General features: G+C 71.8%; 22 protein-coding genes. 12 read left to right on the top strand and 10 right to left on the bottom strand.

All coding sequences use genetic code 11. From position 1 onward, the window contains the following. Window positions 1-92 precede the first annotated feature (92 nt). Window positions 93-1,445, top strand: coding sequence for a hemolysin family protein (locus ACLZN2_RS08535; RefSeq protein ID WP_416977756.1), 1,353 nt, complete (start codon window positions 93-95; stop codon window positions 1,443-1,445). Beyond that, entirely contained in the window at window positions 1,442-2,527 is a 1,086-nt protein-coding gene (locus tag ACLZN2_RS08540) for a hemolysin family protein (RefSeq protein WP_416977757.1), read from the top strand. Before ACLZN2_RS08535 ends, ACLZN2_RS08540 begins: the two co-directional genes overlap by 4 nt. 120 nt (window positions 2,528-2,647) lie before the next feature. Here ACLZN2_RS08540 and ACLZN2_RS08545 read toward each other — a convergent pair whose 3' ends face one another. Both ACLZN2_RS08545 and ACLZN2_RS08550 read right to left on the bottom strand, forming a co-directional pair. After that, entirely contained in the window at window positions 2,648-4,513 is a 1,866-nt protein-coding gene (locus ACLZN2_RS08545) for an AAA family ATPase (protein WP_416977758.1), read from the bottom strand. Between the two features lie 441 nt (window positions 4,514-4,954). Then, window positions 4,955-5,596: a uridine kinase family protein gene (locus tag ACLZN2_RS08550; RefSeq protein ID WP_416977759.1), complete on the bottom strand. Its 642-nt coding sequence runs from the start codon at window positions 5,594-5,596 to the stop codon at window positions 4,955-4,957. Window positions 5,597-5,746: 150 nt separating this feature from the next. On the opposite strand from ACLZN2_RS08550, the gene ACLZN2_RS08555 reads away from it, so the two are divergent. Further along, window positions 5,747-7,177, top strand: a complete 1,431-nt coding sequence (locus tag ACLZN2_RS08555) for a peptidase C39 family protein (protein ID WP_416977760.1) — start codon at window positions 5,747-5,749, stop codon at window positions 7,175-7,177. 94 nt (window positions 7,178-7,271) lie between these two features. Next, window positions 7,272-7,928 carry a TetR/AcrR family transcriptional regulator gene (locus ACLZN2_RS08560; protein ID WP_416977761.1) on the top strand — a complete coding sequence of 219 codons (657 nt, stop codon included), beginning with the start codon at window positions 7,272-7,274 and terminating at the stop codon, window positions 7,926-7,928. Between the two features lie 57 nt (window positions 7,929-7,985). Here ACLZN2_RS08560 and ACLZN2_RS08565 read toward each other — a convergent pair whose 3' ends face one another. Further along, entirely contained in the window at window positions 7,986-9,218 is a 1,233-nt protein-coding gene (locus ACLZN2_RS08565; RefSeq protein WP_416977762.1) for a glycoside hydrolase family 18 protein, read from the bottom strand. 229 nt (window positions 9,219-9,447) lie between these two features. Here ACLZN2_RS08565 and ACLZN2_RS08570 point away from each other — a divergent pair, with 229 nt between their 5' ends. The 3 genes from ACLZN2_RS08570 to ACLZN2_RS08580 all read left to right on the top strand — a co-directional run bounded on the left by ACLZN2_RS08570 (window position 9,448) and on the right by ACLZN2_RS08580 (window position 13,200). Next, complete coding sequence (locus ACLZN2_RS08570) at window positions 9,448-10,620, top strand: acyl-CoA dehydrogenase family protein (RefSeq protein ID WP_416977763.1); 1,173 nt, start codon at window positions 9,448-9,450, stop codon at window positions 10,618-10,620. A gap of 332 nt (window positions 10,621-10,952) precedes the next feature. Beyond that, complete coding sequence (locus ACLZN2_RS08575) at window positions 10,953-12,077, top strand: hypothetical protein (RefSeq protein WP_416977764.1); 1,125 nt, start codon at window positions 10,953-10,955, stop codon at window positions 12,075-12,077. Window positions 12,078-12,096: 19 nt separating this feature from the next. After that, window positions 12,097-13,200, top strand: coding sequence for a phosphotransferase family protein (locus tag ACLZN2_RS08580; RefSeq protein WP_416977765.1), 1,104 nt, complete (start codon window positions 12,097-12,099; stop codon window positions 13,198-13,200). Between the two features lie 16 nt (window positions 13,201-13,216). Here the strand turns inward: ACLZN2_RS08580 and ACLZN2_RS08585 are convergent, their stop codons facing one another. After that, window positions 13,217-13,660, bottom strand: coding sequence for a hypothetical protein (locus ACLZN2_RS08585; RefSeq protein ID WP_416977766.1), 444 nt, complete (start codon window positions 13,658-13,660; stop codon window positions 13,217-13,219). 277 nt (window positions 13,661-13,937) lie between these two features. Between ACLZN2_RS08585 and ACLZN2_RS08590 the strand changes: the two genes are divergently transcribed. The 4 genes from ACLZN2_RS08590 to fxsA all read left to right on the top strand — a co-directional run bounded on the left by ACLZN2_RS08590 (window position 13,938) and on the right by fxsA (window position 18,126). Then, complete coding sequence (locus tag ACLZN2_RS08590) at window positions 13,938-14,378, top strand: Lrp/AsnC family transcriptional regulator (RefSeq protein ID WP_055638077.1); 441 nt, start codon at window positions 13,938-13,940, stop codon at window positions 14,376-14,378. 105 nt (window positions 14,379-14,483) lie between these two features. Next, complete coding sequence (locus ACLZN2_RS08595; protein WP_416977767.1) at window positions 14,484-16,100, top strand: amidohydrolase; 1,617 nt, start codon at window positions 14,484-14,486, stop codon at window positions 16,098-16,100. 570 nt (window positions 16,101-16,670) lie between these two features. Beyond that, the gene (locus ACLZN2_RS08600; protein WP_416977768.1) at window positions 16,671-17,549 is read left to right on the top strand and encodes a polyprenol monophosphomannose synthase; all 879 of its coding nucleotides are present in this window, start codon (window positions 16,671-16,673) and stop codon (window positions 17,547-17,549) included. A gap of 46 nt (window positions 17,550-17,595) precedes the next feature. Further along, window positions 17,596-18,126 carry an FxsA family membrane protein gene (fxsA, locus tag ACLZN2_RS08605; protein ID WP_416977769.1) on the top strand — a complete coding sequence of 177 codons (531 nt, stop codon included), beginning with the start codon at window positions 17,596-17,598 and terminating at the stop codon, window positions 18,124-18,126. 81 nt (window positions 18,127-18,207) lie between these two features. Here fxsA and ACLZN2_RS08610 read toward each other — a convergent pair whose 3' ends face one another. From ACLZN2_RS08610 to ACLZN2_RS08625, 4 genes are all read right to left on the bottom strand, one after another. Continuing rightward, a complete protein-coding gene (locus ACLZN2_RS08610) occupies window positions 18,208-18,582 on the bottom strand; it encodes an RNA polymerase-binding protein RbpA (protein WP_055637205.1) in 375 nt (124 codons plus the stop codon). A 278-nt stretch (window positions 18,583-18,860) separates the two neighbouring features. After that, the gene (locus ACLZN2_RS08615) at window positions 18,861-20,219 is read right to left on the bottom strand and encodes an MFS transporter (protein WP_416977770.1); all 1,359 of its coding nucleotides are present in this window, start codon (window positions 20,217-20,219) and stop codon (window positions 18,861-18,863) included. Window positions 20,220-20,273: 54 nt separating this feature from the next. Next, on the bottom strand, window positions 20,274-21,041 hold the full coding sequence (locus tag ACLZN2_RS08620; RefSeq protein WP_416977771.1) for a glycerophosphodiester phosphodiesterase: 768 nt from the start codon (window positions 21,039-21,041) through the stop codon (window positions 20,274-20,276). Further along, window positions 21,038-21,796 (bottom strand): YczE/YyaS/YitT family protein, encoded by a 759-nt coding sequence (locus ACLZN2_RS08625; RefSeq protein WP_416977772.1) that lies wholly within the window; start codon window positions 21,794-21,796, stop codon window positions 21,038-21,040. The genes ACLZN2_RS08620 and ACLZN2_RS08625 overlap by 4 nt, the downstream gene beginning before the upstream one ends. 34 nt (window positions 21,797-21,830) lie before the next feature. Here ACLZN2_RS08625 and ACLZN2_RS08630 point away from each other — a divergent pair, with 34 nt between their 5' ends. Next, entirely contained in the window at window positions 21,831-23,330 is a 1,500-nt protein-coding gene (locus ACLZN2_RS08630) for a PLP-dependent aminotransferase family protein (protein ID WP_416977773.1), read from the top strand. A 439-nt stretch (window positions 23,331-23,769) separates the two neighbouring features. On the opposite strand, the gene ACLZN2_RS08635 is transcribed toward ACLZN2_RS08630, so the two are convergent. Together ACLZN2_RS08635 and ACLZN2_RS08640 are read right to left on the bottom strand one after the other, a co-directional pair. Further along, window positions 23,770-25,338, bottom strand: a complete 1,569-nt coding sequence (locus ACLZN2_RS08635; RefSeq protein ID WP_416977774.1) for a hypothetical protein — start codon at window positions 25,336-25,338, stop codon at window positions 23,770-23,772. Window positions 25,339-25,390: 52 nt separating this feature from the next. Then, window positions 25,391-25,585: a hypothetical protein gene (locus tag ACLZN2_RS08640; RefSeq protein WP_133916307.1), complete on the bottom strand. Its 195-nt coding sequence runs from the start codon at window positions 25,583-25,585 to the stop codon at window positions 25,391-25,393. Window positions 25,586-25,748 lie beyond the last annotated feature (163 nt).

A 25,748-nucleotide genomic window follows, 5' to 3' on the forward strand; every position in this document is an offset into this window, starting at 1 on the left:
CTACCCGAGGAGTGACCCTCTCCGGCGATGGACGGTTCGTCCTGTAGTACCTGCGCCGCCCCCATCCGGCATGTCCCGGAGGCGGCGGCATCATGACCATCCCCCTACTGCTCCTGGCAGCCGCGTTCCTGCTCATCCTGGCCAACGGCTTCTTCGTGGCCGCCGAGTTCGGCCTCGTCACGGTCGAGCGGCCGGAGGCGGAGAAGGCCGCCGCCGAAGGCGACAAACGAGCCGGTACGGTCGTGGAGTCGCTCAAGGAGCTGTCGTTCCAGCTCTCCGGCACCCAGCTCGGCATCACCATCACGTCGCTCGTCGTCGGCATGCTCGCCGAACCGGCGCTCGCGGAGCTGCTGCACACCCCGTTCACCGCGATCGGCATCCCGGAGGGCGCCGTCTCCGGTGTCGCCGTGGTCGTCGGCATGCTGCTGGCCTCCGCCGTCCAGATGGTGATCGGCGAACTCGTGCCCAAGAACTGGGCGGTGTCCAAGCCCCTCCAGGTCGCGCGGTTCGTCGCCGGCCCGCAGCACGCGTTCTCCCGCCTCTTCCGGCCGGTGATCGCGGGCCTCAACACTGTCGCCAACCGGCTGGTGCGCGCCCTGGGCGTCGAACCCACCGAGGAGCTGGCCTCCGCCCGTACTCCCGGTGAACTCGTCTCCCTGGCCCGCCACTCGGCCCAGGCCGGCGCCCTCGAACAGGACACGGCCGACCTGTTCGTCCGCACCCTGTCCCTCGCCGAGCTCACCGCGCAGCACGTGATGACCCCGCGCGTGAAGGTCAGCGCCCTGCAGTCCTCGGCCACCGCCGAGGACGTGGTCAACCTGACCCGGGCCACCGGCCTGTCCCGCTTCCCCGTCTACCGCGAGAAGATCGACGAGATCGTCGGCATGGCCCACCTCAAGGACGCCCTGGCCGTTCCCGTCCAGGACCGGCTGCGCACCCCGGTCGCCCGGATCGCCCGCCCGGCGCTGCTGGTCCCCGAGACCCTGCCCGTCCAGCCCCTGCTGGCCCGGCTGCGCAGCGAGCAGCCCATCGCCGTCGTCGTCGACGAGTACGGCGGCACGGCCGGCGTGGTCACCCTGGAGGACATCGTCGAGGAGATCGTCGGAGAGGTCCGCGACGAGCACGACGGCCAGGACACCCCCGAACTGGCCGCCGCCCCGCCCGAGGAGGGCAAGCCCGCCTGGGACGTCGACGGCAGCTGCCGGGTCGACACCCTCCTGCGGATAGGCCTCGAGGTGCCCGAGGGGCCGTACGAGACGGTCGCCGGGCTCGTCGCCGACCTGCTCGGACGTATCCCTGCCGTCGGCGACCGGGCGGAACTGCCCGGCTGGCGGCTGTCGGTGCGCCGGGTCGGCCACTACCGGGCCGAACGGGTCCGGCTGGTCCACGTCGGCCTGCTCGTCCAGGCAGACCAGGCCGGTCAGGTCGCGGAGGCCGCCCGATGAGCGTTCTCCAACTCGTCTTCGCCGCCCTGCTCGTGCTGGCCAACGGTTTCTTCGTCGGCGCCGAGTTCGCGCTCGTCTCCGTCCGCCGCAGCCAGATCGAGCCCCTGGGCACGGCCCGTGCCCGTCAGGTCCTCTACGGCCTGGAGCGCCTGCCGCAGATGATGGCCGCCGCCCAGTTCGGCATCACCGTCTGCTCCCTCACCCTCGGCGCGGTCGCCGAGCCGACCGTGGCCGAGCTGCTGGAGCCGTTCTTCGAGTGGATCCACCTCCCGCACGGCATGATCCACCCGCTGGGCTATGTCATCGCCCTGGCCGCCGTGGTCTTCTTCCACCTCGTCATCGGCGAGATGGTCCCGAAGAACCTCGCGATGGCGGCCCCCGAGAAGGCGGCCCTGTGGCTCAGCCCGGGGCTGGTCGCCTTCGCGCGCGTCTGCCGGCCGATCACCGTAGGCCTCGGCGCCTGCGCCCAGGCCATCCTGAGGGTCTTCCGGGTCGAGCCCAAGGACGAGGTCGAGGCCGTCGTCACCAGCGAGCAGCTCAACCGCCTGCTGGAGGACTCCGGCCAGGCGGGCCTCCTCGACCCCGAGGAGCAGGAACGCCTGGAGGACGCCCTGGAACTGGGCTCCCGCCCGATCACCGACGTCCTCCTCAAGCGCGAGTCGCTGATCACGGTGCCCCCGTCGGTCACGCCCGGCCAGATCGTCGAGCTCACCGCCCGCACGGGTTACTCGCGCTTCCCCGTCGCCGCCGAGAACGGCGCCTTCATGGGCTATGTCCATGTGAAGGACGTCCTCGACGTGGAGGACTCCGAGCGCGCGGTACCCCAGCAGCTGTGGCGCCCGATGACGACCCTCCGCTCCGACCTCCCCCTGGACGACGCCCTGACGGTGATGCGCCGTGCCGCCACCCACCTCGCCCAGGTCGCGGACGCCTCCGGCAAGGTCCTGGGCCTGGCCGCCCTGGAGGACGTACTGGAACTCCTGGTCGGCGAGGTAACAGACCCGGCCCACCGCGACGTACCAGAAGTCAGACTGACGGAACCAAGAGCAAGCGGCGAGCCGGAGGAGGCGATGGCCGGCTAGCGCAGCTGCGTCGTCCCACGCAGCTGCGGGCAGTCGTGCCGCTGGGGCGGCACGGGTGGGCGCAGCGGCACCCCGCACCCGCGGGCAAGCGAACCCACCTGTCCGCACCAGCACGCCCCACTACATCGCCGACGGATCCTGCGGCCCCCGCCCCGACAGCACCTCGCCGTACGCCTGCATCAGATCCGGCAACCGCAGTGTCGACAAGTCGTCACGAGTCAGCGCCCCGGGATACGTGGACAACCGCAGATCCCGGTACGCACAGCTCTTCTCGTACAGAGTCCGCAGAAACCGCCCGTTGCCCAGTTCATCGATCCACCCCTGGTCGACGACGTGCCCGGCGATCGAGCGCAGCTCGTCGAGCGCCTCCTCGTCCCACACGTCACCGTTCCCGGCGGCCAGCACCTCGCCGATGGAGGTGAGTTCGAGGGGACGGTACGAGGGGAAGTCGACGCGGGTCGTGAAGCGGGAGGACAGCCCGGGGTTGGCGGCGAGGAGCCGGTCCATGCCCTCCGGGTAGCCGGCCAGGATCACCACGAGATGGTCCCGGTTGTCCTCGGCCCGCTTCAGCAGCACCTGCAGCGCCTCGTCGCCGTACGCGTCCCCCTTGCCGTACCCGGAGTTGGAGAGCGAGTACGCCTCGTCCACGAAGAGGACACCGCCGAGGGCGGAGTCGATGAGCTCGTTGGCCTTGACGGCCGTCTGGCCGAGATACTCGCCGACCAGGTCGGCCCGCTGGGCCTCCACCAGGTGGTCGCCGCCGAGCAGCCCGAGGGCGTAGAAGACCCGGCCGAGGATGCGGGCCACGGTGGTCTTGCCGGTGCCGGACGGGCCGGAGAAGACGAAATGCCGTTTGGGCGGCTGGACCGGAAGGCCCTGCCCGGCACGCAGCCGGGCCATGTTGAGCTGCGCCGACAGCGCCTTGACCTGGCGTTTCACCGGTTCCAGGCCCACCATGCGCTCCAGTTCGGCGAGCGCCTCCTCGAGTAAGCCGGGGTCGGTGGGCCCGGCCGGCAGCGGGGACCCCACGACCGTCTTCGCACGGACCGCCGGATCGCCGACCGACGGCAGCGGCCCCACGGGCGGCAGATCGGACGGCTCGGTGAGCTTCAGATCCCGGCCCTCGGTGCCGAACAGCGGATCGAGGACGTCCGGGCCGTCCCCCACATCCTGCCCGATCCCGGTGAGCGTGATCGCCGCGAGGTCGGAGGGATCGTCGTAGCCGTCGCCCTCGGCGATCGCGGCGAGCCGGGCCGAGGTGTCCATGAACGCGGGGTCGACCCGGTGCACCGCCCGGTACAGGGGGAGCGCGGCGGCCGAGCGGCCGGTGCCCTCGTGGGCCCGGGCCAGCCAGTACCGCAGTTCCTTGCGCTGCGGCTGCTCGCTGCGGCAGCGCATCAGGGCGGCGGAGAGCAGCGGTTCGGCCTGGCCGTACGTCTCCAGCCGGACTCGGGCCATCCCGCCGAACAGCCCGGCCTCGATACCGAGGAGGGGGTCGTCCAGGAGCGGGTCGGTGTGCCGGACGAGCTGCTCCCAGTCCTTGACCAGATAGGCCCGGCAGGCGTGCAGGAAGCGGACCTGGTGATCGGTGTCGACGGGCGGGAGCCCGGCAAGCGCCCGGTCCAGCTCGGGTACGTGGCGGCCGTCCAGCCAGTGCGAGGCGTGCGCGAGCAGCAGATCGCGCGGGCTCTCCAGCACCGGCTGCACCCACCAGCCCAGCCAGTACCAGGAGTTGAGCGTACGGCGGTGCCGTGTGCGCTGTTCGCCGAAGCGGTCCCGGTGCCGGAACATCCGCAGCAGCGCGGTCGTCGTGTCCACGCGCAGCGCGTGCAGCCCGAGCCAGCCGTCGGCCATCCCGGGGTCGATCCGCACCGCCGTGCGGAACTCCTCCTCCGCCTGCGGATACGCGCCCATGGTGTAGGCGTCCACGCCTCGTAGCCAGGCGAGGTCGGCCGGGGCCTCCAGGCCCTGCGTGCCGAAGTCCATCACGTCCCCCACAAACCGTGCCCCCGTCGGTTTGCCACCGGGCCCTCGCCCGCCGGCGCCTTGGTCGAACCGCTGTGCCGCGGACCGGAGTTGCAAGGTGCGCGAAGCAGCTGTCCGTAGGTCGCACCGAGGGCATCGTACCTGCGGAGGAGTGCCTGCCGAAGGGTGCCGCCCAGGCCGTTTGACGAGGTGGGAGCGGACGGGGCGCATCCCGGCATGGTGACCCTCGGTGAGCGGACGGCGCCGTGGCGCGTCCGGAAAAGGGCGTGCGAAGCGGTACGAGGGCAGAACGAAGCCCCCGATCACGGGGGAACAACCGGGGGCTTCGCGACTTGGGGCGGCTGCCATAGCCGCACATTGAGAACGTAAGTCCTGTACGGGCCGTCGGTCAAGCGAAGTTGAGGCACTTGGCGAAGTTCGAGCGCAGAACCCTTCACACGTTCACCACATCGCGGGTGGTCCCTCACGGTGGGTGACATCCGGGTGTCCGGCGGGGCCTCCCAGCGGCCCCGGCAGTACCTCGTACCCCTCGATCAACTGCCGTACCAGCAGCCCGGCATAAGGGCGCGAAGGGTCGTCCGAGAAGTGGCGTACCTCCGCGCGGACCCAGCCGTCCCAGAACTCCCGCTGCTCCTCCCCGTCCCGCGACCGCCCGCGCGCCCAGGCCTCCTCGGGCGTCATCTCCAGCCACAGCAGACAGGCCAGATGCGGACGCAACGCGCGGCGGCCCGCGCCGACCCCCTCGATCAGGACGACGGGCGCCACCGGCAGCGGCCGGGGCGGACCGAAGCGGCGCTCGCGCCAGTCGTAGGGGGAGTAGTGCGCGGTCTCGCCGCGGCCGAACGGCTCGATCACCTCGCCCATCACCCGCCCGGTCCACGCGAACAACTCCGCATGGCTGGCGATGTCGTCGAGGTGCAGCACCGGCGCACCGCCGAGCGCGTCGGCCAGCCGACCCGCGAAGGTGGACTTCCCGGAGCCCGCGTGCCCGTCGATCCCGACCAGACGGACCGGGCCGCAGGACGGGGGGAGCCGGCGCAGCCGGGCGGCGAGCCGACGGACGGCGGGTCCTGGGGGCTTCACAGGGCGGGATGCGGGATACGGGCGTGCACGGCGTGGAAGTCTAGTGCGACACGGGGGACCTCCACAGGCGGCGGTGCTGGTGGGCGTGGCCGCCCGCGCTCATAGTGGGCGCACAGTCGTGCACCGGACACCCTGGGGGTCCTTCCGCCCATGAGCAGCTCAGACCACCCCTCCCGCAGAGCGGTCCTCACCGCGGCGGTCGCCGTCGCGGTGGCGGGCGGCACGGTCCCGGCCCGTGCCGTCCCGGATCCCGGCGCGAACCCGGACGCCGCATCACCCGTCGAGACCCCGGACGCCGAGGCCATGGCCGCAGCCCCGGCCGCGGAGTCCGCCACGGCCCGGCCCGTCGACCTCCGCTCCTGGCTCACGTACGCCGACTGGAACTCGGGCTCCGCGGAGGGCACCCGTGCCGTCGCGGGCGACCGGCCCGGCCTGGTCCTCGGCAGCCCCCTCGGCACCTCGGCCTACGCCGACCCGCACGCCGACACCACCGCCGACTGGGAGTACGCGACCTGGACGTCCCCCGTCCACCGGCTCGCCGTCCCCGCCACCGAGGCGATCGCCTCCTGGAACGCGAGCACCCCGGCCGGCACCTGGCTCCAGGTGGAACTGCGGGCGACGTACTCCGACGGCGGCGACACCCCCTGGTACGTGATGGGCCGCTGGGCCTCGGGCGACCAGGACATCAAGCGGACCTCGGTCGACGGCCAGACCGACGGCAGGAGCACCGTCTGGACCGACACCCTCGCCGTCGACGACATCGCGACGGGCCTGCGCCTCACCTCGTACCGCACCCGGCTGACCCTGTACCGCCGCCCGGGCGCGGCCCTCACCCCGACCGTGTGGCGGCTGGGCGTGATGGGGTCCGACATCCCGGACCGCTTCACCGTCCCGGCTTCGGTCCCCGGCCTCGCGCGCGAGCTGGCGGTCCCGCGCTACTCGCAGGAGATCCACCAGGGCCAGTACCCGCAGTACGACAACGGCGGCGAGGCCTGGTGCAGTCCCACCTCCTCCCAGATGATCATCGAGTACTGGGGCGGCCGGCTCACCCCCGCGCAGCTGAAGTGGGTCGACCCGTCCTATGCCGACCCGCAGGTGTGCCACGCGGCCCGGTACACGTACGACCACCAGTACGCCGGCTGCGGCAACTGGCCGTTCAACGCCGCCTACGCGGGCACCTTCGACGGCCTCCAGGGCGTGGTCACCCGGCTGACGTCCCTCACCGACCTGGAGACGCTGATCGAGGCCGGCATTCCGGCCATGACGTCCCAGTCGTTCCTCAAGGAGGAGCTCACCGGGGCGGGGTACGGCACGGCCGGGCACCTGATGACCGTGATCGGGTTCACGGCCGACGGTGATGTGATCGCCAACGACCCCTACTCGGCGGACGACGCCTCGGTGCGACGTGTGTACGCGCGGCGGCAGTTCGAGAACATCTGGCTCAGGACCAAACGGCACAACGCCGCGGGCAAGGTCGTCTCCGGGAGCGGCGGCGTGTGCTACCTGTACTTCCCGGTACGGCCCAGCGCGCGCCAGCGCGCGGCACTGGAGGACGTGGGCGTGGCCGTCGGACTGCTCTGACCTGTGCTGTTCGGCCTGTTGGCGGTGTGACCTGCCCCGCGGTTCGACCTGACATACTGACGTCGTCCCACCGACCGTTGGAGACCAGGTCGAATTGAATATCAGCCAACAGCGCGACGCCGTCCGTCCCCGGGCGCGGGGAACCGAGCGCTCACTGGCGCGTCGCGCCGAACTCATCACCATCGGGCGCAAGTTGTTCGCCGACACGTCCTACGACGCGCTCTCGATGGACGACATCGCCCGGCAGGCGCACGTCGCCAAGGGGCTGATCTACTACTACTTCCAGTCGAAGCGCGGTTACTACCTGGCCATCGTCCAGGACTCCGTCGCCGACCTGGTCTCCTTCGCCGCCAGCGGTCTGGAACTGCCCCAGGTGGACCGGGTCCAGCGCACCATCGACGGCTATCTGCGCTACGCCGAGCACAACCAGGCCGCCTTCCGTACGATCGTCAGCGGCGGGGTCGGCTTCGACACCGAGGTGCACGCCATCCGGGACGGGGTGCGCGCGGCGATCGTCGCGACCCTCGCGGAGGGAGCCTACGGCGACAGCGGCATCCCGCCGCTGCCCCGGATGGCCCTGCTGTCCTGGGTGTGCAGCGTCGAGGGCGCCACCCTCGACTGGATCGACCGCCCCGAACTCTCCCGCGACGTCATGTGCGACCTTCTGGTGAAGACGCTGGGTGGGACCCTGCGCGCGATCGAGGAGGTCGACCCCTCCTTCCCGGCACCGAAGCCGGCCCGCAGGGACTGAGTACGCCGAAGGGGCGGAGGGTCGTGGTCCTCCGCCCCAGGCGTCCGGCGAACAGGATCAGTTGATCGCGTGGATCAGCTCGCCGTTCGCCGTGTCCCCGCTGAGCTCCCAGAAGAAGGTGCCGCCCAGGTGCTGGGCGTCCTTGTACTTCATCTTCCCCTTGATGGTCCTCGGGGTGTCGTAACTCCACCAGTCATTGCCGCACTTGGCGTAGGCGGTGCCGCCGACGGTGCCGGTCGCCGGGCACTTGGCCTTGAGGACCTTGTAGTCCTCGTTGCCGTCCTCGTACGTCCCTGCCGCGGGACCGGTGGCCGTGCCGCCCGGCTTCGCCTGGGTCACGCCGGTCCAGCCGCGCCCGTAGAAGCCGATGCCGAGCAGCAGCTTGTACGAGGGGATACCCAGGCTCTTGAGCTTGGCGATGGTGCTGGCGGTGTCGTAGCCCTGCTGCGGAATGCCGGGGTAGGAGTGCAGGGGCGAGTGCGGGGCTGTGGGACCGGTGGCCGCCCAGGCGCCGAAGTAGTCGTACGTCATCGGGTTGTACCAGTCGACGTATCGTGCCGCGCCCGCGTAGTTCGCCGCGTCGATCTTGCCGCCGCTGGTGGCGTCCGCGGTGATCGCCGCCGTGACCAGCTCGCGCTTGCCGAACTTCTCCCGCAGCGCCTTCATGACGTCCCGGAAGGCCTCGCGGCCGCTGGTGTCGCAGGTCAGACCGCAGGCGTTGGGGTACTCCCAGTCGATGTCGATGCCGTCGAAGACGTCGGCCCACTTGGAGTTCTCGACCAGGTCGTAGCAGGACTGCGCGAAGGCCGCCGGGTCCTTGGCCGCCTCGCCGAAGCCGCCGGACCAGCTCCAGCCGCCGAACGACCAGATGACCTTGAGGTTCGGGTGCAGCTTCTTCAGCTTGCGCAGCTGGTTGAAGTTGCCGCTGAGCGGCTGGTCCGCGGTGTCGGCGACCCCGTCCACCGACTCCTCGGCGGTGAACGGCTTGTCGGTGTCGGCCCAGGAGTCGCCGAGGGCGCACTTGCCGTCGGTGACGTTGCCGAAGGCGTAGTTGATGTGCGTGAGCCGGTCGGCGGAGCCGGAGGTCTCGATGTTCTTGACGTAGTACTGGCGGCCGTAGATGCCCCAGTCGGTGAAGTAGCCCACGACCTTGGACCCGGGGCGGGCCTGGGCGGGGCCGGGCTCGTCGGCGGTGGCGGTGCCCGCGCCGGCGAGCAGGCCGGCGCCGAGGGCGGCGCAGCAGCCGGTGGCCAGAAGTGTTCGGGCGCGGGGGCGGAGCGGGGTGTGCATCGGGTGTCTCCTCGCAGGGACAGGGAGGTATCGCACGCCGATCGGCATGAACGCGGGGAGGCGTTGGAGCGAAACGGTAGGAGGACTAGACCAGTTCGGTCAATGGTTTGGACCAATCCCGGAGCCGTTCCGCCGTGCGGGGACGCCGCCCCGCGGGCATACTCACAGCGCGAAGCCGCAGGTCGGCCGGGAGCGCCGGGCCGCCGGGCGGCCAGTGAGGAGGCGCCCCATGAGCGAGCACGCGCCGGCACCGGTGGACCGTCTCCTGCCCACGGAGGAGGCGCGGGAACTGCTGGCTCTCGTCCGGGACATCGCCCGGCGGGAGATCGTCCCGAGGGCCGCCGAGGAGGAGGACGCGGGGCGCTTCCCGCGTGAGCTGTTCACCCTCCTGTCCGTGTCGGGGCTGCTCGGACTGCCGTACGACTCCCGCCACGGCGGCGGCGACCAGCCGTACGAGGTCTACCTCCAGGTCCTGGAGGAACTCGCCGCGGCCCGGCTCACCGTCGGGCTCGGTGTCAGCGTCCACACGCTGGCTGCCTACGCCCTCGCCGTCCACGGCACCGACGCCCAGCGGGCCGCGCAGCTGCCGGCTGTGCTCGCCGGCGGGCTGCTCGGTGCGTACTGCCTGTCCGAACCGTCCTCCGGATCGGACGCGGCCGCGCTGCGGACCAGGGCCGTGCGCGACGGCGAGGAGTGGGTGATCGACGGCACCAAGGCCTGGACCACGCACGGCGGGATCGCCGACTTCTACACCGTGCTGGCGCGCACCGGCGGCGAGGGTCCGCACGGGATCACCGCCTTCCTGGTGCCAGGTGACGCCGACGGCCTCACCGCCGCGACGCCGGAGCGGAAAATGGGGCTGAAGGGCTCGCCCACCGCCCAGATCCACTTCGACGGCGTCCGCGTGTCCGACGCGCGCCGCCTCGGCGAGGAGGGGCAGGGCTTCGCGATCGCCCTGGCCGCGCTGGACTCCGGGCGGCTCGGCATCGCGGCCTGCGCGGTCGGGCTCGCCCAGGCGGCCCTTGACGAGGCCGTCGCCTACGCGGGCGGGCGCCGGCAGTTCGGCCGGCCCCTCGCCGACTTCCAGGGGATGCGCTTCCTGCTCGCCGACATGGCGACCAGCGTCGAGTCGGGCCGCGCCCTGTATCTGGCGGCGGCGCGGGTGCGGGACTCCGGCCGGCCGTTCGCCCGGCAGGCGGCCATGGCGAAACTCCACTGCACGGACGCCGCGATGCAGGTCACCACCGACGCCGTCCAGGTCCTCGGCGGATACGGCTACACCGCCGACTTCCCCGTCGAGCGCTATCTGCGCGAGGCCAAGGCCCTGCAGATCGTCGAGGGAACGAACCAGATCCAGCGGATGGTCATCGCCCGTCATCTGCTGGGTCCGCAGACTCGCTGAACTGCCCCGGCCGCACCCGAGGAGCCGCCAGCCGCACCCACTCCGGGTCGTGCCGCCCGGGCAGAGTGCGGCCGTCGTCGGCCCAGGTGCGGACGTCTGTGTTCCATGTCTTCGGGTTCCGCGGAGGCACCGGGCGGGCGATGACGTCCGCGCGCCATGGTGGAGGTGAGGGGCATACCGGGGCAACGCGGCGGTGTGAGGGCAGGTCACGGCCCGTTCGGTCGCGAGTGAGTTCGGCAGGGCCCCGGCCCCGGGTTCGGCCGGTCCCGTATCTGGCCGCCGCGCCGACCCTGACGTACCGTCAAATCCCTTGCGTCCAGGGAGGTGTGCCCGTGGTCGACGACCGCCCCGTGCCGCTCGACGAGTACCCCGTCCACCAGGTGCCCCTGTCGATGAAGCACGTCGCGACCGGGGACCGCAACGCCTACGACCGCTGCATTTTCCACGTCCTCGACCACGAGGGCCGCGCCCTGCTGATCACCGGCCTCGGCGTCTACCCCAACCTCGGGGTGATCGATGCCTACACCACCTTCCGCCGTGGGGACACCCTGTACGCCGTCCGCGCCTCCGACGCCCTCGGCGAGGACCGGATGCGTCTGGAGGTCGGCCCACTGCGCATCCGCGTCGAGCGGCCGCTGCGGGACTTCGTGCTGAGCTGCGCCGCCGACCCGGACGACCCGGACGGACTGTCGTACGAGATCCACTGGTCGGCGGACTTCCCGGCCCTGTGGGAGCCGCACCACCAGCAGCGGCGCGGTGGCCGGCTCACGCTGGAGGGGAAGAGGTTCGTGCAGGCGGGCCGGTGCGTGGGGTGGCTGCGGGCGGGCGGGGAGGCGATCCGGCTGACGGCCGGCGCCTGGACCGGGACCCGGGACCGCAGCTGGGGGGTGCGCCCGGTGCCCGGAGAGGAGGGCGGGCGGCTGGCGCAGGAGCACCCGACCGAGGGCTTCCACTGGATCTGGTGCCCGGTCCGCTTCGACGACCGCTTCCTGATGGTCATCACCCAGGAGGACGCCGACGGCCACCGCTCCCTCAACGACGCCACCCTCGTCCGTCCCGGCCGCCGCGACCGTCAACTCGGCTGGCCCCAGGCCGAGATCACCTACCGGCCGGGCACCCGTCACCCCGAGCACGCCCTCATCCGTCTCGGGGACATCCGCAAACCCCTGGAACTGGAGGCGGAAATTCTCACCTCCTCCCCGCTCGCGACAGGCGCCGGGTATCCACCGGCCGAGGACTGGCAGCACGGCACCTGGCGCGGCCCGCGCTGGACCGACCGCCGCACCTACGACCTGACGGCCCCTCACCCCCGGGCCGCCTACGGCGTGACCGACCACGCGGCCCGCTTCCGGCTCGACGGCCAGACCGGTTACGGCGTCTTCGAGCACGGCTCCTTCGGCCGGCACGATCCGAGCGGCTTCTCGGGCTTCGACTCGGTCGCCCCGCAAGGGGGTTGATCCACAAGGAGGTTGAGCCATGACCACGGCACCGCGACCCCGCACCACCACCCGGGACCCCGAGGTACTGAGCCGCCGGCTGACCGCCTGGCTCCGCACCCGGCTGCCGGGCGCCAGAGCGACCGGCGTGACCGTGCCCGCCTCCAACGGACTGTCCAGCGAGACCCTGCTCTTCGACGTCGAGCATCCCGAACCACCGCTGCGCCACTGTGCGTTGAGACTCGCGGCGGACCCTGCGGCGTACACCGTCTTCCCCGTGTACGACATGGTCCGCCAGTACCGCACTTTGCGGCTGGTCGCCGCACACACCGACGTGCCCGTGCCCCGCGTGCTGTGGCTGGAGGAGGACCCGGGGCCGCTCGGTGCGCCGTTCTTCGTCATGGAGCGCGTCGAGGGACGGGTCCCGCCCGACGTGATGCCCTACACCTACGAGGGGAACTGGCTGCACGCCGCGAGCGACACGGAGCGGGAGCGGCTGGAGGCCGCGACGATCGGCCTGCTGGCCCGGCTCCACGACCAAGTACCCGTGGTCGAGGCCGAGTTCCTCGCCCTCCCCGGCGAGGGCGACGCCCTGCGCCGCCATGTCACGGCCCAACGCGACTACTACGACTGGGTGATCGCCGGACTCGCCCCGTCACCGCTGATCGAGGACGCCTTCGCCCGGCTGGAGGACCTGTGGCCGAAGGCCCCGGGCCCACCCGTCCTCAGCTGGGGCGACGCCCGGATCGGCAACATCGTCTACGACGGCTTCGAGCCCGCCGCCGTACTCGACTGGGAGATGGCGGCGCTCGCCCCGCGCGAGGTCGACCTCGGCTGGACCGTCTACCTGCACCGCTTCTTCCACGACCTGACGGTCGCCTCCGGACAGCGCGGACTGCCCGGCTTCCTGCGCCGCGGCCGGGTCGAGGCACGCTACGCGGACCTCACCGGGCACCCGCCCCGGAACATGGACTTCCACACCCTGTACGCGGCGCTGCGGCACGCGATCGTCATGCTGCGGATCGCCTACCGCCAGGCGTACTTCGGCGAGGTGGCCGTCCCGGCGGATCCGGACACACTGATCCTGCACCACGGCAGCCTGCGGGCCATGGTGCAGGGCAGCTACTGGGAAGCGGGCTCCTGAGAGCGGGCGACGCGGCTCAGGCCGCGTGGCGGCGCATCGCCGGTACGCGCATCGGGCGCGAGCCCGGGCCGCCGACGTGCGAGAAGGGCTGCATCCGCCAGTCGAGCCCCTGAGGGAGCGTCAGCACGATCGCGGTGTCCTGCTCCTGGGCCGTGTCGCCCTCGTCCTCGGACCGGGCCTCGGACGCCGAACGTCCGGTGCCGGCGCAGACCGTGAGCCCGAACGGGTTCCACGGCGAGGCGCACAGCGCGTGCTCCGGCAGGACCTGCTCGTCCGCCAGCAGCGCGATGGACTGCGCGCAGTCCGGGCAGATCACCCGGTACATCTCGAAGGTGTCGTACGCGTCGAGCTCATCCGCGGCGTCGAAGTCGGCGTCGTCGGGTTCGACGCCCTCCGGCTCGGGCTCGACGACGGACAGCCGCTTGGGCGCGGTGCGACCAGGGCGCTTAAGACTCTGCATGGGATTCTCCCCCTCGGGCTGGGCCGTAAGGCACTGCGGCCTCGACCACAGCAAGCACTTCCCAGCCCGTCTCGGCGGTAATCACGAGCACATCACGAAGCCTCGACGGACGCTGTGGTCTTCGTCACATGCCATGCGCAGGTGCCCGCGGGACCGGCCTGAGCGCCCAGCGGGCCCACAGGTGACTCCCGGCTACCCCTCACCACATCACAAACCGGGTATGACCTGGGGTGCGCAGGTATCCGAGGAGATCACGCGCACTGTAGGTTCTTGCGTCATGGAGGAGCTGGACCGGCAGATCGTGCAGCTGCTCGTCAAGGACGGGCGGATGAGTTACACCGACCTGGGCAAGGCCACGGGCCTGTCCACGTCGGCCGTGCACCAGCGGGTGCGCCGGCTGGAACAGCGCGGCGTCATCCGGGGCTACGCGGCCGTCGTCGACCCCGAGGCCGTCGGGCTGCCCCTGACCGCCTTCATCTCGGTGAAACCGTTCGACCCCAGCGCCCCCGACGACATCTCCGACCGGCTGGCCGGCGTGCCCGAGATCGAGGCCTGTCACAGCGTCGCGGGCGATGAGAACTACATCCTCAAGGTGCGGGTGGCCACCCCGCACGAGCTGGAGGAACTGCTCAGCCGGATCCGCGCCCTCGCGGGCGTGTCGACCCGGACGACCGTCGTCCTGTCCACGCCCTACGAGGCGAGGCCCCCGCGTATCTAGGACCTGTCCGGCCGCCGCGTGTCCGGGAGCGCGTATCCCGGAGACGCGCCCTGTCGAGGCGCCCCAGGTGTGGGTGCCGTGCCGCTGCGCGAGAAACTGTCGGTCATGAGTGAGCGCACGCCCGATCCGAAGACCGTCCTGCTCCGCCGCGGAGAGGTCCACAGCCCCGCCGACCCGTTCGCGACCGCGATGGTCGTCGAGCGTGGCCAGGTCGCCTGGGTCGGCTCGGAGGGCGCGGCCGACGCCTTCGCGGACGGCGTCGACGAGGTGGTCGACCTGGACGGCGCCCTCGTCACCCCCGCCTTCACCGATGCCCACGTCCACACCACCTCGACGGGCCTCGCCCTGACCGGCCTCGACCTGTCGGCCGCCCCCTCCCTCACGGCGGCCCTCGCCCTCGTACGGGACTTCGCCGCCACCCGCCCGCAGGACAAGGTGCTGCTCGGGCACGGCTGGGACGCCTCCCGCTGGCCGGAGGGGCGCGCACCCCGGCGCGACGAACTGGACGAGGCCACCGGTGGCCGGCCGCTCTACCTCAGCCGGATCGACGTCCACTCGGCCGTGGTCACCACCGCCCTGCTGGAGCTGGCGCCCCGGGCCCGCACCGAGCCCGGCCACGCCGACGGCGAGCCGCTGACCCGTGACGCCCACCACACCGTCCGGGCCGCCGCGTTCGCAGCCGTGACGCCCGCCCAGCGCGCCGAGGCCCAGCGGGCCGCCCTCGCGCACGCCGTCTCCCTCGGCATCGGCTCCGTCCACGAGTGCGGCGGCCCCGAGATCTCCTCCGAGGACGACTTCACGGACCTGCTCCGGCTCGCCGCCGAGGAGAGCGGCCCGAGGGTCGTCGGGTACTGGGCCGAACGCGATGTCGACCGGGCCCGGCAGCTGGGCGCGCTCGGCGCCGCCGGGGACCTGTTCGTCGACGGGGCCCTCGGCTCCCACACCGCCTGTCTGCACACCCCCTACACCGACGCCGCCCACACCGGCACCGCCTACCTGACCGCCGCCGACGTCGCCGCCCATGTGGTCGCCTGCACCGAGGCGGGCCTCCAGGCGGGCTTCCACGCCATCGGCGACGCCGCCGTGACCGCCGTCGTGGACGGCGTGCGGGCAGCCGCCGAGAAGGTCGGCCTCGCCCGTGTCCGCGCCGCCCGCCACCGGGTCGAGCACGCCGAGATGCTGACGCCCGAGACCGTCGCCGCCTTCGCCGAGCTCGGCCTGACCGCCTCCGTACAGCCCGCCTTCGACGCCCTGTGGGGCGGCGAGGACGGCATGTACGCCCAGCGTCTGGGCGTGGAGCGGGCCCGCACCCTCAACCCCTTCGCGGCCCTGCTGCGGGCCGGCGTCCCGCTGGCCTTCGGCTCGGACAGCCCGGTCACCCCGCTCGACCCGTGGGGCACGGTCCGCGCCGCCGCCTTCCACCGCACCCCCGAGCACCGCGTCTCCGTACGCGCCGCCTTCACCGCCCACACGCGCGGCGGCTGGCGGGCGATCGGCCGCGACGACGCCGGTGTCCTCGTCCCCGGCGCACCCGCCGACTACGCGGTCTGGCGAACCGACGAACTGATCGTCCAGGCCCCCGACGACCGGGTCGCCCGCTGGTCGACCGACCCCCGCTCCGGCACCCCCGGCCTGCCCGACCTCACCCCCGGCGCCGACCTGCCCGTGTGCCTGCGCACGGTGGTCGCCGGAAGAACGGTGTTCGTACGGCCGGGCGAGTGACCTCCGGAGGGCCGGTGCGGGGAAGATCACCCGTCCGCACGCCGAGGTGGACACGGCACCGCCTCCCCGCTGACCAGCGCATTGACCGGAAAGTCGCAGGTCAAACGGCTGTTGACAGCCGATGGCGGGGGGCCGGTAGGTTCGGCCGGGTCCACCACCGGACGCCCCGCCGCAGAACGTCCGCGCACTCGCGGCGGCGCCGCTGGGTCAGGGACGGTGTGCCGCACCGGGGCACCGCCACTGGCAGCCAGGCTCAGCGCAAGCGCCGCAGCGAGGGAACGTTCCGTCCGGTCGGGGAGGTGTGACCCGGGTGGGGCCCGGGCGCTCAGTAGACAACGGCTTTCGGTCGACCCGCAGCCAGCGGGCCCCAGGTCGGCCCGAAGGGCGCCGGGCCCCCATCCGCCGCACGCTTCGACGCACCCGGGCGGGGTACGAACGTACATACAAGGCCAAAAGCTAGTTCTTACCCCGCTCTTGGGGAATCGACACCACCATTCGAACGTCCTGTCACGTCATCGCAGGCGGCGGCCACTATGGTGGTGGCCTGCGTACGGACACGAAGGGGCAGCAGTGAACGACGGCGACGGGACCCTCGCGGCACAGAAGCGGGGGAGGCAGTTCGGCCCGCTCGGCACCGCCTTGGTGATCATCCCGACCTACAACGAGGCGGAGAACATCAAGAGCATCGTCGGCCGGGTGCGCGAGGCCGTCCCCGAGGCCCATGTCCTCGTGGCCGACGACAACAGCCCCGACGGCACCGGCAAGCTCGCGGACGAGCTGGCATCCGGCGACGACCACGTCCAGGTCCTGCACCGCAAGGGCAAGGAGGGCCTCGGCGCCGCCTACCTGGCGGGCTTCCGCTGGGGCATGGAGAACGGCTACGGCGTCCTGATCGAGATGGACGCCGACGGCTCCCACCAGCCCGAGGAACTGCCCCGCCTGCTCACCGCGCTCAAGGGCGCCGACCTGGTCCTCGGCTCCCGCTGGGTCCCCGGCGGCCGCGTGGTGAACTGGCCCAGGTCCCGCGAGTTCATCTCCCGCGGCGGCAGCCTCTACTCCCGCCTCGCCCTGGACCTGCCCCTGCGCGACATCACCGGCGGCTACCGGGCCTTCCGCCGCGAGACCCTCGAGGGCCTCGGCCTCGACGAGGTCGCCTCCCAGGGCTACTGCTTCCAGGTCGACCTCGCCCGCCGCGCCGTCAAGGCGGGCTTCCACGTCGTCGAGGTCCCCATCACCTTCGTCGAGCGCGAACACGGCGACTCCAAGATGAGCCGGGACATCCTCGTCGAGGCGCTGTGGCGGGTCACCGCGTGGGGCGTCGGGGAGCGCGTGGGCAAGATCACGGGCCGGTCCGCGGACCAGCCCGAGCCTCCGAGGGCGCCGGCCCCCAGGAAACCCGCCGCGTCGCCGTCCGCCGAGGCACCCGCGAAGCCCCACAGCGAGGGCTGATCGCCCCTTTACGCCACTCTGAGCAGGATCCGTGCACACTGGGAGCATGACGACTGGCGCTCCGATCCCGACGTACCCCGTTTCCGGCCCCGGCTCCGCTCCCCTCCGCCCCCGGCGCTCGCGCCTGCGGACGTTCCTGCCCCTGGGGCTCGCCGCGTGGCTCGTGCTGGAGATCTGGCTGCTGTCCACGGTCGCGGCCGCGACGAGCGGGTTCGTGGTCTTCCTGCTCCTCGTCGCCGGTTTCGTCCTCGGCTCCGTGGTCATCAAGCGCGCGGGCCGCCGAGCCTTCCGGAACCTGAACGAGGCCCTCCAGCGAGGCGGCTCCCCGTCGAAGGGCTCAGGCAACGGCCTGATGATGCTGGGCGGCCTGCTCCTGATGATCCCGGGCCTGATCTCCGACGCCGCAGGCCTGCTCCTCCTGCTCCCGCCGGTCCAGAAGGCCCTCAGCGCCTACGCCGAACGCAAACTCCTCGCCACCGCCACCCCCGGCTCCCTGGGCGACGCCTTCCAGCAGGCCCGCATCCACCGCCCGGACGGCAAGGTGGTCCAGGGCGAGGTCATCAGGGACGAGCAGTAACACAACGACCGCGGGCGCCGTACGTATTTCACGTACGGCGCCCGCGGTCATGTGCGTGCGCTGAAATTCCAAGCTTTCCCGCTAGGCCGACTTGCGGCTGTCCCGGGGATGCACCGCAAGGTTCATCGCCCCGGACCGCAGAACGGCCAGCCGCTCCTCGAGGACCTCTTCGAGTTCCTCGCGGGTCCGCCGCTCCATCAGCATGTCCCAATGCGTACGCGCGGGCTTGGCCTTCTTCTCCTCAGGGCCGTCGCCGTCCACGAGGAGTGCAGTGGCGCCACAGACCTTGCACTCCCACTCCGGCGGGATCTCCGCCTCGACCGAGAAGGGCATCTCGAACCGGTGCCCCTTCTCGCATGCGTACTCCACGGCCTGGCGCGGGGCCAGGTCGATGCCGCGGTCCGTCTCGTAGCTGGTCACCACGAGGCGCGTGCCGCGAAGAGCTCGCTCACTCATGAATCGTGCCTCCCGGGCTTGTCGCCCACAGGACAGGTGTCGCTGTCGTCGTCATCCGGTCAACGTCCGGTCGGCGGTAAAGATTCCCGTTCCGAGTCCCGTTCCGGGTCATGCGTCGCCGTCGTAGCCGCAGCCTTGTCAACCAGTGCAGTACCCACCGGCGCCCGGTTTGTCACATCTGAAAGGAGATGTCACCCAGCGTTTCGGCATCTTTGACGCGCAGTAACGGTACGCCTGGCAGGCCAAACGCGTACACTACCGCCCTTTCGCCTTGAGCGCTAAATCTTCTCGGGCACCGGATTTCCGGCGGCACCGATCGCCCGCCGCACCGGAACCCGCGCGAGCAGCAGGAACCCCACGACGAAGAAGGCCACCAGGGAGATGATCGCGTCCCGATAACTTCCGGTGAGCTGGTACGTGACCCCGAACAGCAGCGGCCCGAGCCAGCTCATCCCGCGGTCGCTCATCTCGTACGCGGAGAAGTACTCGGCCTCCTTGCCCGGCGGGACGAGGTGGGAGAACAGGGACCGGGAGAGCGCCTGGCTGCCGCCCAGGACCAGTCCGATCGCGGCGGCCAGCAGGAAGAAGCCCACCGGGGCCCCGGCCGGCAGGAAGTACCCGGCCCCCAGCGTGAGCGTCCAGGCCACCAGTGAGCCGAGGATCGTCCGCTTCGCGCCGTACGTCCGGGCCAGCCGCCCCATGGTCAAGGCGCCGGCGATGGCCAGCACCTGCACCAGCAGCACGGCGCCGATGAGCGTGGACTGGCCGAGGCCGAGTTCCTCGGAGCCGTAGACCGACGCCTGGGAGATCACGGTCTGGATGCCGTCGTTGTAGATGAGGTACGCGAGGAGGAAGGAGAGGGTGAGGGGGTGGCGGCGCATGTCGCGGAGCGTCGCCGCGAGCTGGCGCAGTCCCGGAGCCGTCGCCTCCCGCACGGCCGCCGGCTCGGCCTGGCCCCGGTCGCGCAGTCGCCGCAGCGGGATGATCGCGAAGCCGCCCCACCACACGCCCGCCGAGGCCAGACAGATGCGCACGGCCGTCGACTCCGAGACGCCGAAGGAGTCGTGGGCGAGATAGAGGACCAGGTTCACGACCAGCATCAGCGAACCGGCCGCGTACCCGAAGGCCCAGCCGCGCGACGAGACCGCGTCGCGTTCCTCGGGCGGGGCGATCTGCGGGAGATAGGAGTTGTAGAGCATGGTGCCGACCGACATGGACGCGTTCGCCACGACCAGCAGCACCCCGCCGAGCAGATAGCGGTCGCCGCCCAGGAAGAACATGCCGGTGGTGGCCGTGGCGCCCACATAGGCGGTGACACCCAGCAGCGGTTTCTTGCGCCCCGTGCGGTCGGCGGCGGCGCCCACCAGGGGCATCACCACCACCGCCAGGACCACCGACAGGGACACGGAGTACGCGAAGAACGACCCCGCGCGCACCGGTATGCCGAGCGGATGCACATACCCGTCGGCGTCCGCCGCCTCCTTGGCGACGGACGTCAGATAAGGCCCCAGGAACACGGTGAGGACGCTCGCCGAGTAGACGGAGCACGCCCAGTCGTAGAAGTACCAGCCGCGCTGCTCGCGCCGCCGCCCGGCGGCCTCGTCGGACCCCGCCGTCCGCACGGTGTCGGTGCCCACCCGTGCCCTCGCTTCCCGCTGGTGCGAAGGCTTTCGATGACGGTGTGCGGCGGGTCAGACCCAGACGCCCCGGTCCTCCATGACCTTGCGCAACGTGTCGATGTGATCGGTCATGATGCCATCGACTCCCAGGTCCAGGAGCCGGTGCATGGCATCGGGATCATTGATGGTCCACACGTGCACCTGCAGCCCGCGCGCGTGGGCGGTCCGCACGAAGCGCCGGTCCACGACCTGGATGCCCGACTGGGTCTCGGGCACCTGCGCGGCCACCGCCGAGGGCCGCAGCGCCGCGGGCACCCCCCAGGACCGCAGCCGCAGATTGAGCACACCCCGGGTGCCGTACGACGTCGCCAGGCGCGGCCCGGCCAGCCGCTGGGCGCGCACGACCCGGGCCTCGGAGAACGAACCCACGCAGATCCGGTCCCAGGTACCGGTGCGGGCGATGAGGTTGAGCAGGGGATGCAGCGCCGGTTCCGCCTTGATGTCCACGTTCCAGCGCACATCGGGGAAGGTCTCCAGCAGCTCCTCGAAGAGGGGCACCGGCTCCTTGCCCGCCACGCGCGCGTGGCGTACGTCCGCCCACGGCAGGTCGGCGATACGGCCGGCGCCGTCGGTCACCCGGTCCAGCGTCCCGTCGTGGAAGGCGACGAGCTTGCCGTCCCGGGTGGCGTGCACATCGGTCTCGATGTAGCGGTAACCCGTCTCCACCGCGCGCCGGAACTGCGCCACGGTGTTCTCCAGACCGTCCGCGGCCCCGCCGCGGTGAGCGAACGGGATGGGGCCCGGATGGTCGAGGTAGGGGTGGCGTATGGGGGTGGTCACCTGCGCAGTATCGCCCCATGGGGTGTCCCCGTGGCAACGACCGTGCTGCCGCCGGATGCCTTCGGAACGGCGAACACCCGCAGGAAGAACTGGGCGAGGGGACCGATGGACAGCGCGTAGACAAGGGTGCCGATGCCGACGGTGCCGCCGAGCGTGAAACCGGTCACGACGACGGCCACCTCGATCGCCGTCCGCATGAGCCGGATCGAGCGGCCGGTGCGCTGGTGCAGGCCCGTCATCAGGCCATCGCGCGGACCCGGGCCGAAGGCGGCCGCGATGTACAGGCCGGTGGCCAACCCGTTGAGCACGACACCGGCGACCAGGAGAGGAACGCGTACGGCCAGGACGTGCACCTCGGGGACCACTGCCAGGGTGCCGTCGATCGCGAGACCGATGACGAAGACATTGGAGACCGTGCCGAGGCCGGGCCGCTGGCGCAGCGGGATCCACAGCAGCAGCACCACCGCGCCCACGACGATCGACACGACACCGATCGTCAGACCGGTGCGTTCGGCCAGGCCCTGGTGGAGCACACCCCAGGGTTCCAGGCCGAGGCCCGCCTCTACGAGCAGGGCGGCGCTGGCGCCGTAGAGGGCGAGACCGGCGTACAGCTGGAGCAGTCGTCGAAGGAGAGGTCCCCTGGTGGACCGGGGCGGTGTGGACGTTGGTGTGGACGTCGGTGTGGACAAGGGAAGCCCCCTGGTGGTGAGAGTGGCCTGACTCGTGACACTCTGTGGCTTGGAAGAAATCGTCATCCATGGCCAATTCGGGGAAGGTGGACTGGTAACCATGGCGCAGTGGACCTCCGCGGTGGGGGCCGCCCAGCTCGCTCGGCTGCTCAGGTCCCAGCAGGACCGCCCGGCGGGCCCGGGCACCCGCCGCCCGCCCGCCTACCGGGCGCTCGCCGACGGCATCCGGCTGCTCGTCCTGGAGGGCCGGGTCCCGGTGGCCGCGCGGCTGCCCGCCGAACGCGAACTGGCCCTGTCCTTCTCCGTGAGCCGTACGACGGTCGCCGCCGCCTACGAGGCGCTGCGCGCGGAGGGCTTCCTGGAGTCCCGGCGCGGGGCCGGCAGCTGGACGGCCGTCCCGGCGGGCAACCCGCTGCCGGCGCGCGGCCTGGAACCGCTGCCGCCGGAGGCCCTCGGCTCGATGATCGACCTGGGCTGCGCGGCCCTCCCGGCACCCGAGCCCTGGCTCACCCGCGCGGTCACGGGAGCCCTTGAGGAACTGCCCCCGTACGCCCATACACATGGCGACTATCCGGCCGGCCTGCCCGCGCTGCGCTCCATGATCGCCGACCGCTACACCGCGCGCGGGATCCCGACGATGCCCGAGCAGATCATGGTGACGACCGGTGCCATGGGCGCCATCGACGCCATCTGTCATCTCTTCGGCGGGCGCGGCGAGCGCATCGCCGTCGAGTCGCCCTCCTACGCCAACATCCTCCAGCTCATGCGGGAGGCGGGTGCCCGGCTGGTGCCCGTCGCCATGGCCGAGGGACTCGCCGGCTGGGACATGGACCGCTGGCGCCAGGTGCTGCGCGAGGCCGCGCCGCGGATCGCGTACGTCGTCGCCGACTTCCACAACCCGACCGGCGCGCTGGCCGACGAGGAGCAGCGGCGGCGACTGGTGGAGGCCGCTCGGTCCGCCGGGACCGTGCTGGTCGCCGACGAGACGATGACGGAGCTGTGGCTCGACGAGGACGTCGAGATGCCCCGGCCGGTGTGCGGGTTCGATCCCGCCGGGTCGACGGTGATCACGGTCGGCTCGGCGAGCAAGGCGTTCTGGGCGGGGATGCGCATCGGCTGGGTGCGGGCGGCTCCGGACGTCATCCGCAGCCTGGTCGCGGCCCGCGCCTACGCCGATCTGGGCACCCCCGTGCTGGAGCAGCTCGCGGTGAACTGGCTGTTCAGCACCGGCGGCTGGGAGCAGGCGGTCGACCTGCGGCGCACGCAGGCCGTGGAGAACCGGGACGCGCTGGTCGCGGCGCTGCGACGGGAGCTGCCCGACTGGGAGTTCGCCGTACCGAAGGGCGGACTGACCCTGTGGGTCCGTTCCGGCGGCCTGTCCGGCTCCCGCCTCGCGGAGGCCGGGGAGCGGGTCGGCGTCCGCGTCCCGTCGGGCCCGCGCTTCGGTGTGGACGGCGCCTTCGAGGGATACGTCCGCCTGCCGTTCACGGTGGGCGGAGCGGTGGCGGACGAAGCGGCAGCCCGCTTGGCGGCGGCGGCAAAGATCGTCCAGAACGGAGGCACGGCGGGCGGCGAAGCACCACGCACGTTCGTGGCTTAGCGCCCCCCATCAGCGGCCGCTGCTCCATGCCCCGAAGCTGCGGTCAGTCGCGCTGCTGGGTCGTTGCCCACCGGGCAGCGACTGCTGTTCCATACCGCTGCTGGGTTGTTGCCCACCCGGCCGCCGGTGCTGCTTCAGGCCCCGTAGCTGCGGGGATTCGTGCTGCGGGGTCGGTGCCCGCCCGGCAGTGGGTGCTGCTTGAGGCCCCGTAGCTGCGGGGAATTGTGCTGCGGGTTGGTGCTCGCCCGGCAGTGGGTGCTGCTTGAGGCCCCGTAGCTGCGGGGATTCGTGCTGCGGGTTGGTGCTCGCCCGGCAGTGGGTGCTGCTTGAGGCCCCGTAGCTGCGGGCAATCGTGCCGCGGGGGCGGCACGGGTGGGCGCAGCGGCACCCCGCCGGCGCGGGCGAGTGAAACCCACCCCCCACCACCAGCGCCGACTTCTCAGGCTTCGGCCACGACAACCGCCTCCACCGGCACCGCCACCGGCTCCGCATCCGCAGGAGTACTCCGCGGCGGCAACAACTCCAGCACCGCCCGCCGCTGCACCTCACTCGTCGCGTCGTCGTACGGATCCGGAGTGGCCGGCACCTGAAGCCGGTGCACCGGCCCCGCCCCCAGCCGCGCATACCCCCGCCCCGGCGGAACCTGCTCGACGGGCGTGGTGTGCGGAGGAGCCCCGAGCACGGCGGCCAGCCGCCCGGCCGAGGCGGGCCCGAGCACGACACGCGCGCGCGTGTGCTGCCGTACGGCGTCGCTCAGCAGGTCCACGCAGTCGAACTGCTCGGCCACGACCACGGTCACCGAGGCCGCGCGACCGTGCCGCAGGGGCACCTGGAGCAGCGACTGCGGATCCTTGCGCCCGTCGGCCTCGGCGAGCGGGGTGAAGGCGGTGGGCCGGTCGAGGAGGATCCACAGCGGGCGCTTGGTGTCGTCCGGCGGAGCCTGCCCCGCCTGACGGGCCTGGTTGGCCTCGACCAGCCGGCGCTCGGTCTCCTGGGCCGCCCACTCCAGGCCGGTCAGCGCCCCGGCGAGTCCGACCTCGACGCCCAGGACACCGTCCCGGCCGCTGAGGCAGGCGTACTCGCCGGTGCCGCCGCCCTCGACGATCAGGACGTCTCCGTACTGGAGGGCCTGGAGCGCGATGGAGCGCAGCAGGGTGGAGGTGCCGCTGCCGGGCTGGCCGACCACCAGCAGATGCGGCTCGGTGGAGCGGACGCCGGTGCGCCAGACGACCGGCGGGACGTCACGCTGTTCCTCGCCGTAGGTGAGGGGGAGCGTGCGCTGGACGCGGATGGGGTCGGTGAAGCCGAGGACCGTCTCGCCGGGCGCGGTGACGAAGCGCTGGGCGGCGATGTCGGTGGGGAGCGGGGCCAGGACGTCGACCGTGAGTTCGTTGCCCTCCTCGTCCCAGGTGAAGAGGTACTCGCGGCCGCGGCCCGCCTTGGCGGTGAGCAGCAGCTCGACCCGCGCGCGGGGCTCGGCCTCGCCGTCCGGGAAGTAGGCGGGGTAGCGGATCACGAGCTGGGTGACGCGGGCCGAGGCGTCGAACTCGTATGCCGGGAAGGCCTTCTCCCACTCGCCGCCGTGTGCGTAGAGGGGAGAAGGGTCCTCGGCCGTCGAGAAGTACGGGACCAGGGCCTCGTACAGCGACTGGAGCCGCTGGGTCTGCGACTCGTCGGGGCCGTCGGGAGCCGGTGGGGTGCGGTCCCGGCCCTGCCAGGCCGCCGCCGCCATCAGGGTGATGACGGCGAGCAGCGGGCCGTACGGCACGAGCGCCACCACCAGGATCAGCGAGGCCACCAGGAACAGCAGCGGGCCGCGCTTGTCCTTGGGGGTCTCGGCCCATCTGCGCCGCCCGGCCGAGGCCAGTCGGCGCAGACCGCGCGTGATCGTGATCAGTGGATGCAGGACGTCGGTGGCGCTGTCGGCCGCCGTCCGAGCCAGCTCCCGGCTCCGGGCGATCTGCGCGCTGCCTGTGCTCAGGATGCGGGGGAGGGGGCGCCGGGCCACTGCTGTCTCCTGATCGTGCGTACGGAAATGGTGTTCGGCGGGACGGGCGACGTCAGAACTTGATGCCGCCGAGCAGACCGGCCAGGCTCTCGCCGCCCGCCTTGATGCTCGGGGCGATGGCCGTGCTCGCCAGGTAGAAGCCGAACAGGGCCGAGACGCACGCGTGCGACGCCTTCAGTCCGTCCTTCCGGAAGAACAGGAAGACGATGATGCCGAGCAGGACGACGCCTGAGATGGACAGGATCATTTGAGATCTCCTGGTTCGTGGGGACAGTCACCATGAGTACTTCCAGGATCACAGGATGTATCCATACGATAAAAGGTGCAACCGGGTGATTTTCCGCAGATTTCCCCCGACTGGCGGAATGTCTGCCTGGCTGCCTGAGCAGGAGAATTGCGGCGAACGGGTC

Source organism: Streptomyces sp. T028 (genome assembly GCF_048159505.1).
Classification (GTDB): Bacteria; Actinomycetota; Actinomycetes; order Streptomycetales; family Streptomycetaceae; genus Streptomyces.

Coding starts and splice junctions, on each gene's coding strand:
- ACLZN2_RS08535 (WP_416977756.1), top strand. CDS start 93: ATGACCATCCCCCTACTGCTCCTGGCAGCCGCGTTCCTGCTCATCCTG.
- ACLZN2_RS08540 (WP_416977757.1), top strand. CDS start 1,442: ATGAGCGTTCTCCAACTCGTCTTCGCCGCCCTGCTCGTGCTGGCCAAC.
- ACLZN2_RS08545 (WP_416977758.1), bottom strand. CDS start 4,513: ATGGACTTCGGCACGCAGGGCCTGGAGGCCCCGGCCGACCTCGCCTGG.
- ACLZN2_RS08555 (WP_416977760.1), top strand. CDS start 5,747: ATGAGCAGCTCAGACCACCCCTCCCGCAGAGCGGTCCTCACCGCGGCG.
- ACLZN2_RS08565 (WP_416977762.1), bottom strand. CDS start 9,218: ATGCACACCCCGCTCCGCCCCCGCGCCCGAACACTTCTGGCCACCGGC.
- ACLZN2_RS08570 (WP_416977763.1), top strand. CDS start 9,448: ATGAGCGAGCACGCGCCGGCACCGGTGGACCGTCTCCTGCCCACGGAG.
- ACLZN2_RS08580 (WP_416977765.1), top strand. CDS start 12,097: ATGACCACGGCACCGCGACCCCGCACCACCACCCGGGACCCCGAGGTA.
- ACLZN2_RS08585 (WP_416977766.1), bottom strand. CDS start 13,660: ATGCAGAGTCTTAAGCGCCCTGGTCGCACCGCGCCCAAGCGGCTGTCC.
- ACLZN2_RS08590 (WP_055638077.1), top strand. CDS start 13,938: ATGGAGGAGCTGGACCGGCAGATCGTGCAGCTGCTCGTCAAGGACGGG.
- ACLZN2_RS08595 (WP_416977767.1), top strand. CDS start 14,484: ATGAGTGAGCGCACGCCCGATCCGAAGACCGTCCTGCTCCGCCGCGGA.
- fxsA (WP_416977769.1), top strand. CDS start 17,596: ATGACGACTGGCGCTCCGATCCCGACGTACCCCGTTTCCGGCCCCGGC.
- ACLZN2_RS08610 (WP_055637205.1), bottom strand. CDS start 18,582: ATGAGTGAGCGAGCTCTTCGCGGCACGCGCCTCGTGGTGACCAGCTAC.
- ACLZN2_RS08625 (WP_416977772.1), bottom strand. CDS start 21,796: ATGACGATTTCTTCCAAGCCACAGAGTGTCACGAGTCAGGCCACTCTC.
- ACLZN2_RS08630 (WP_416977773.1), top strand. CDS start 21,831: ATGGCGCAGTGGACCTCCGCGGTGGGGGCCGCCCAGCTCGCTCGGCTG.
- ACLZN2_RS08640 (WP_133916307.1), bottom strand. CDS start 25,585: ATGATCCTGTCCATCTCAGGCGTCGTCCTGCTCGGCATCATCGTCTTC.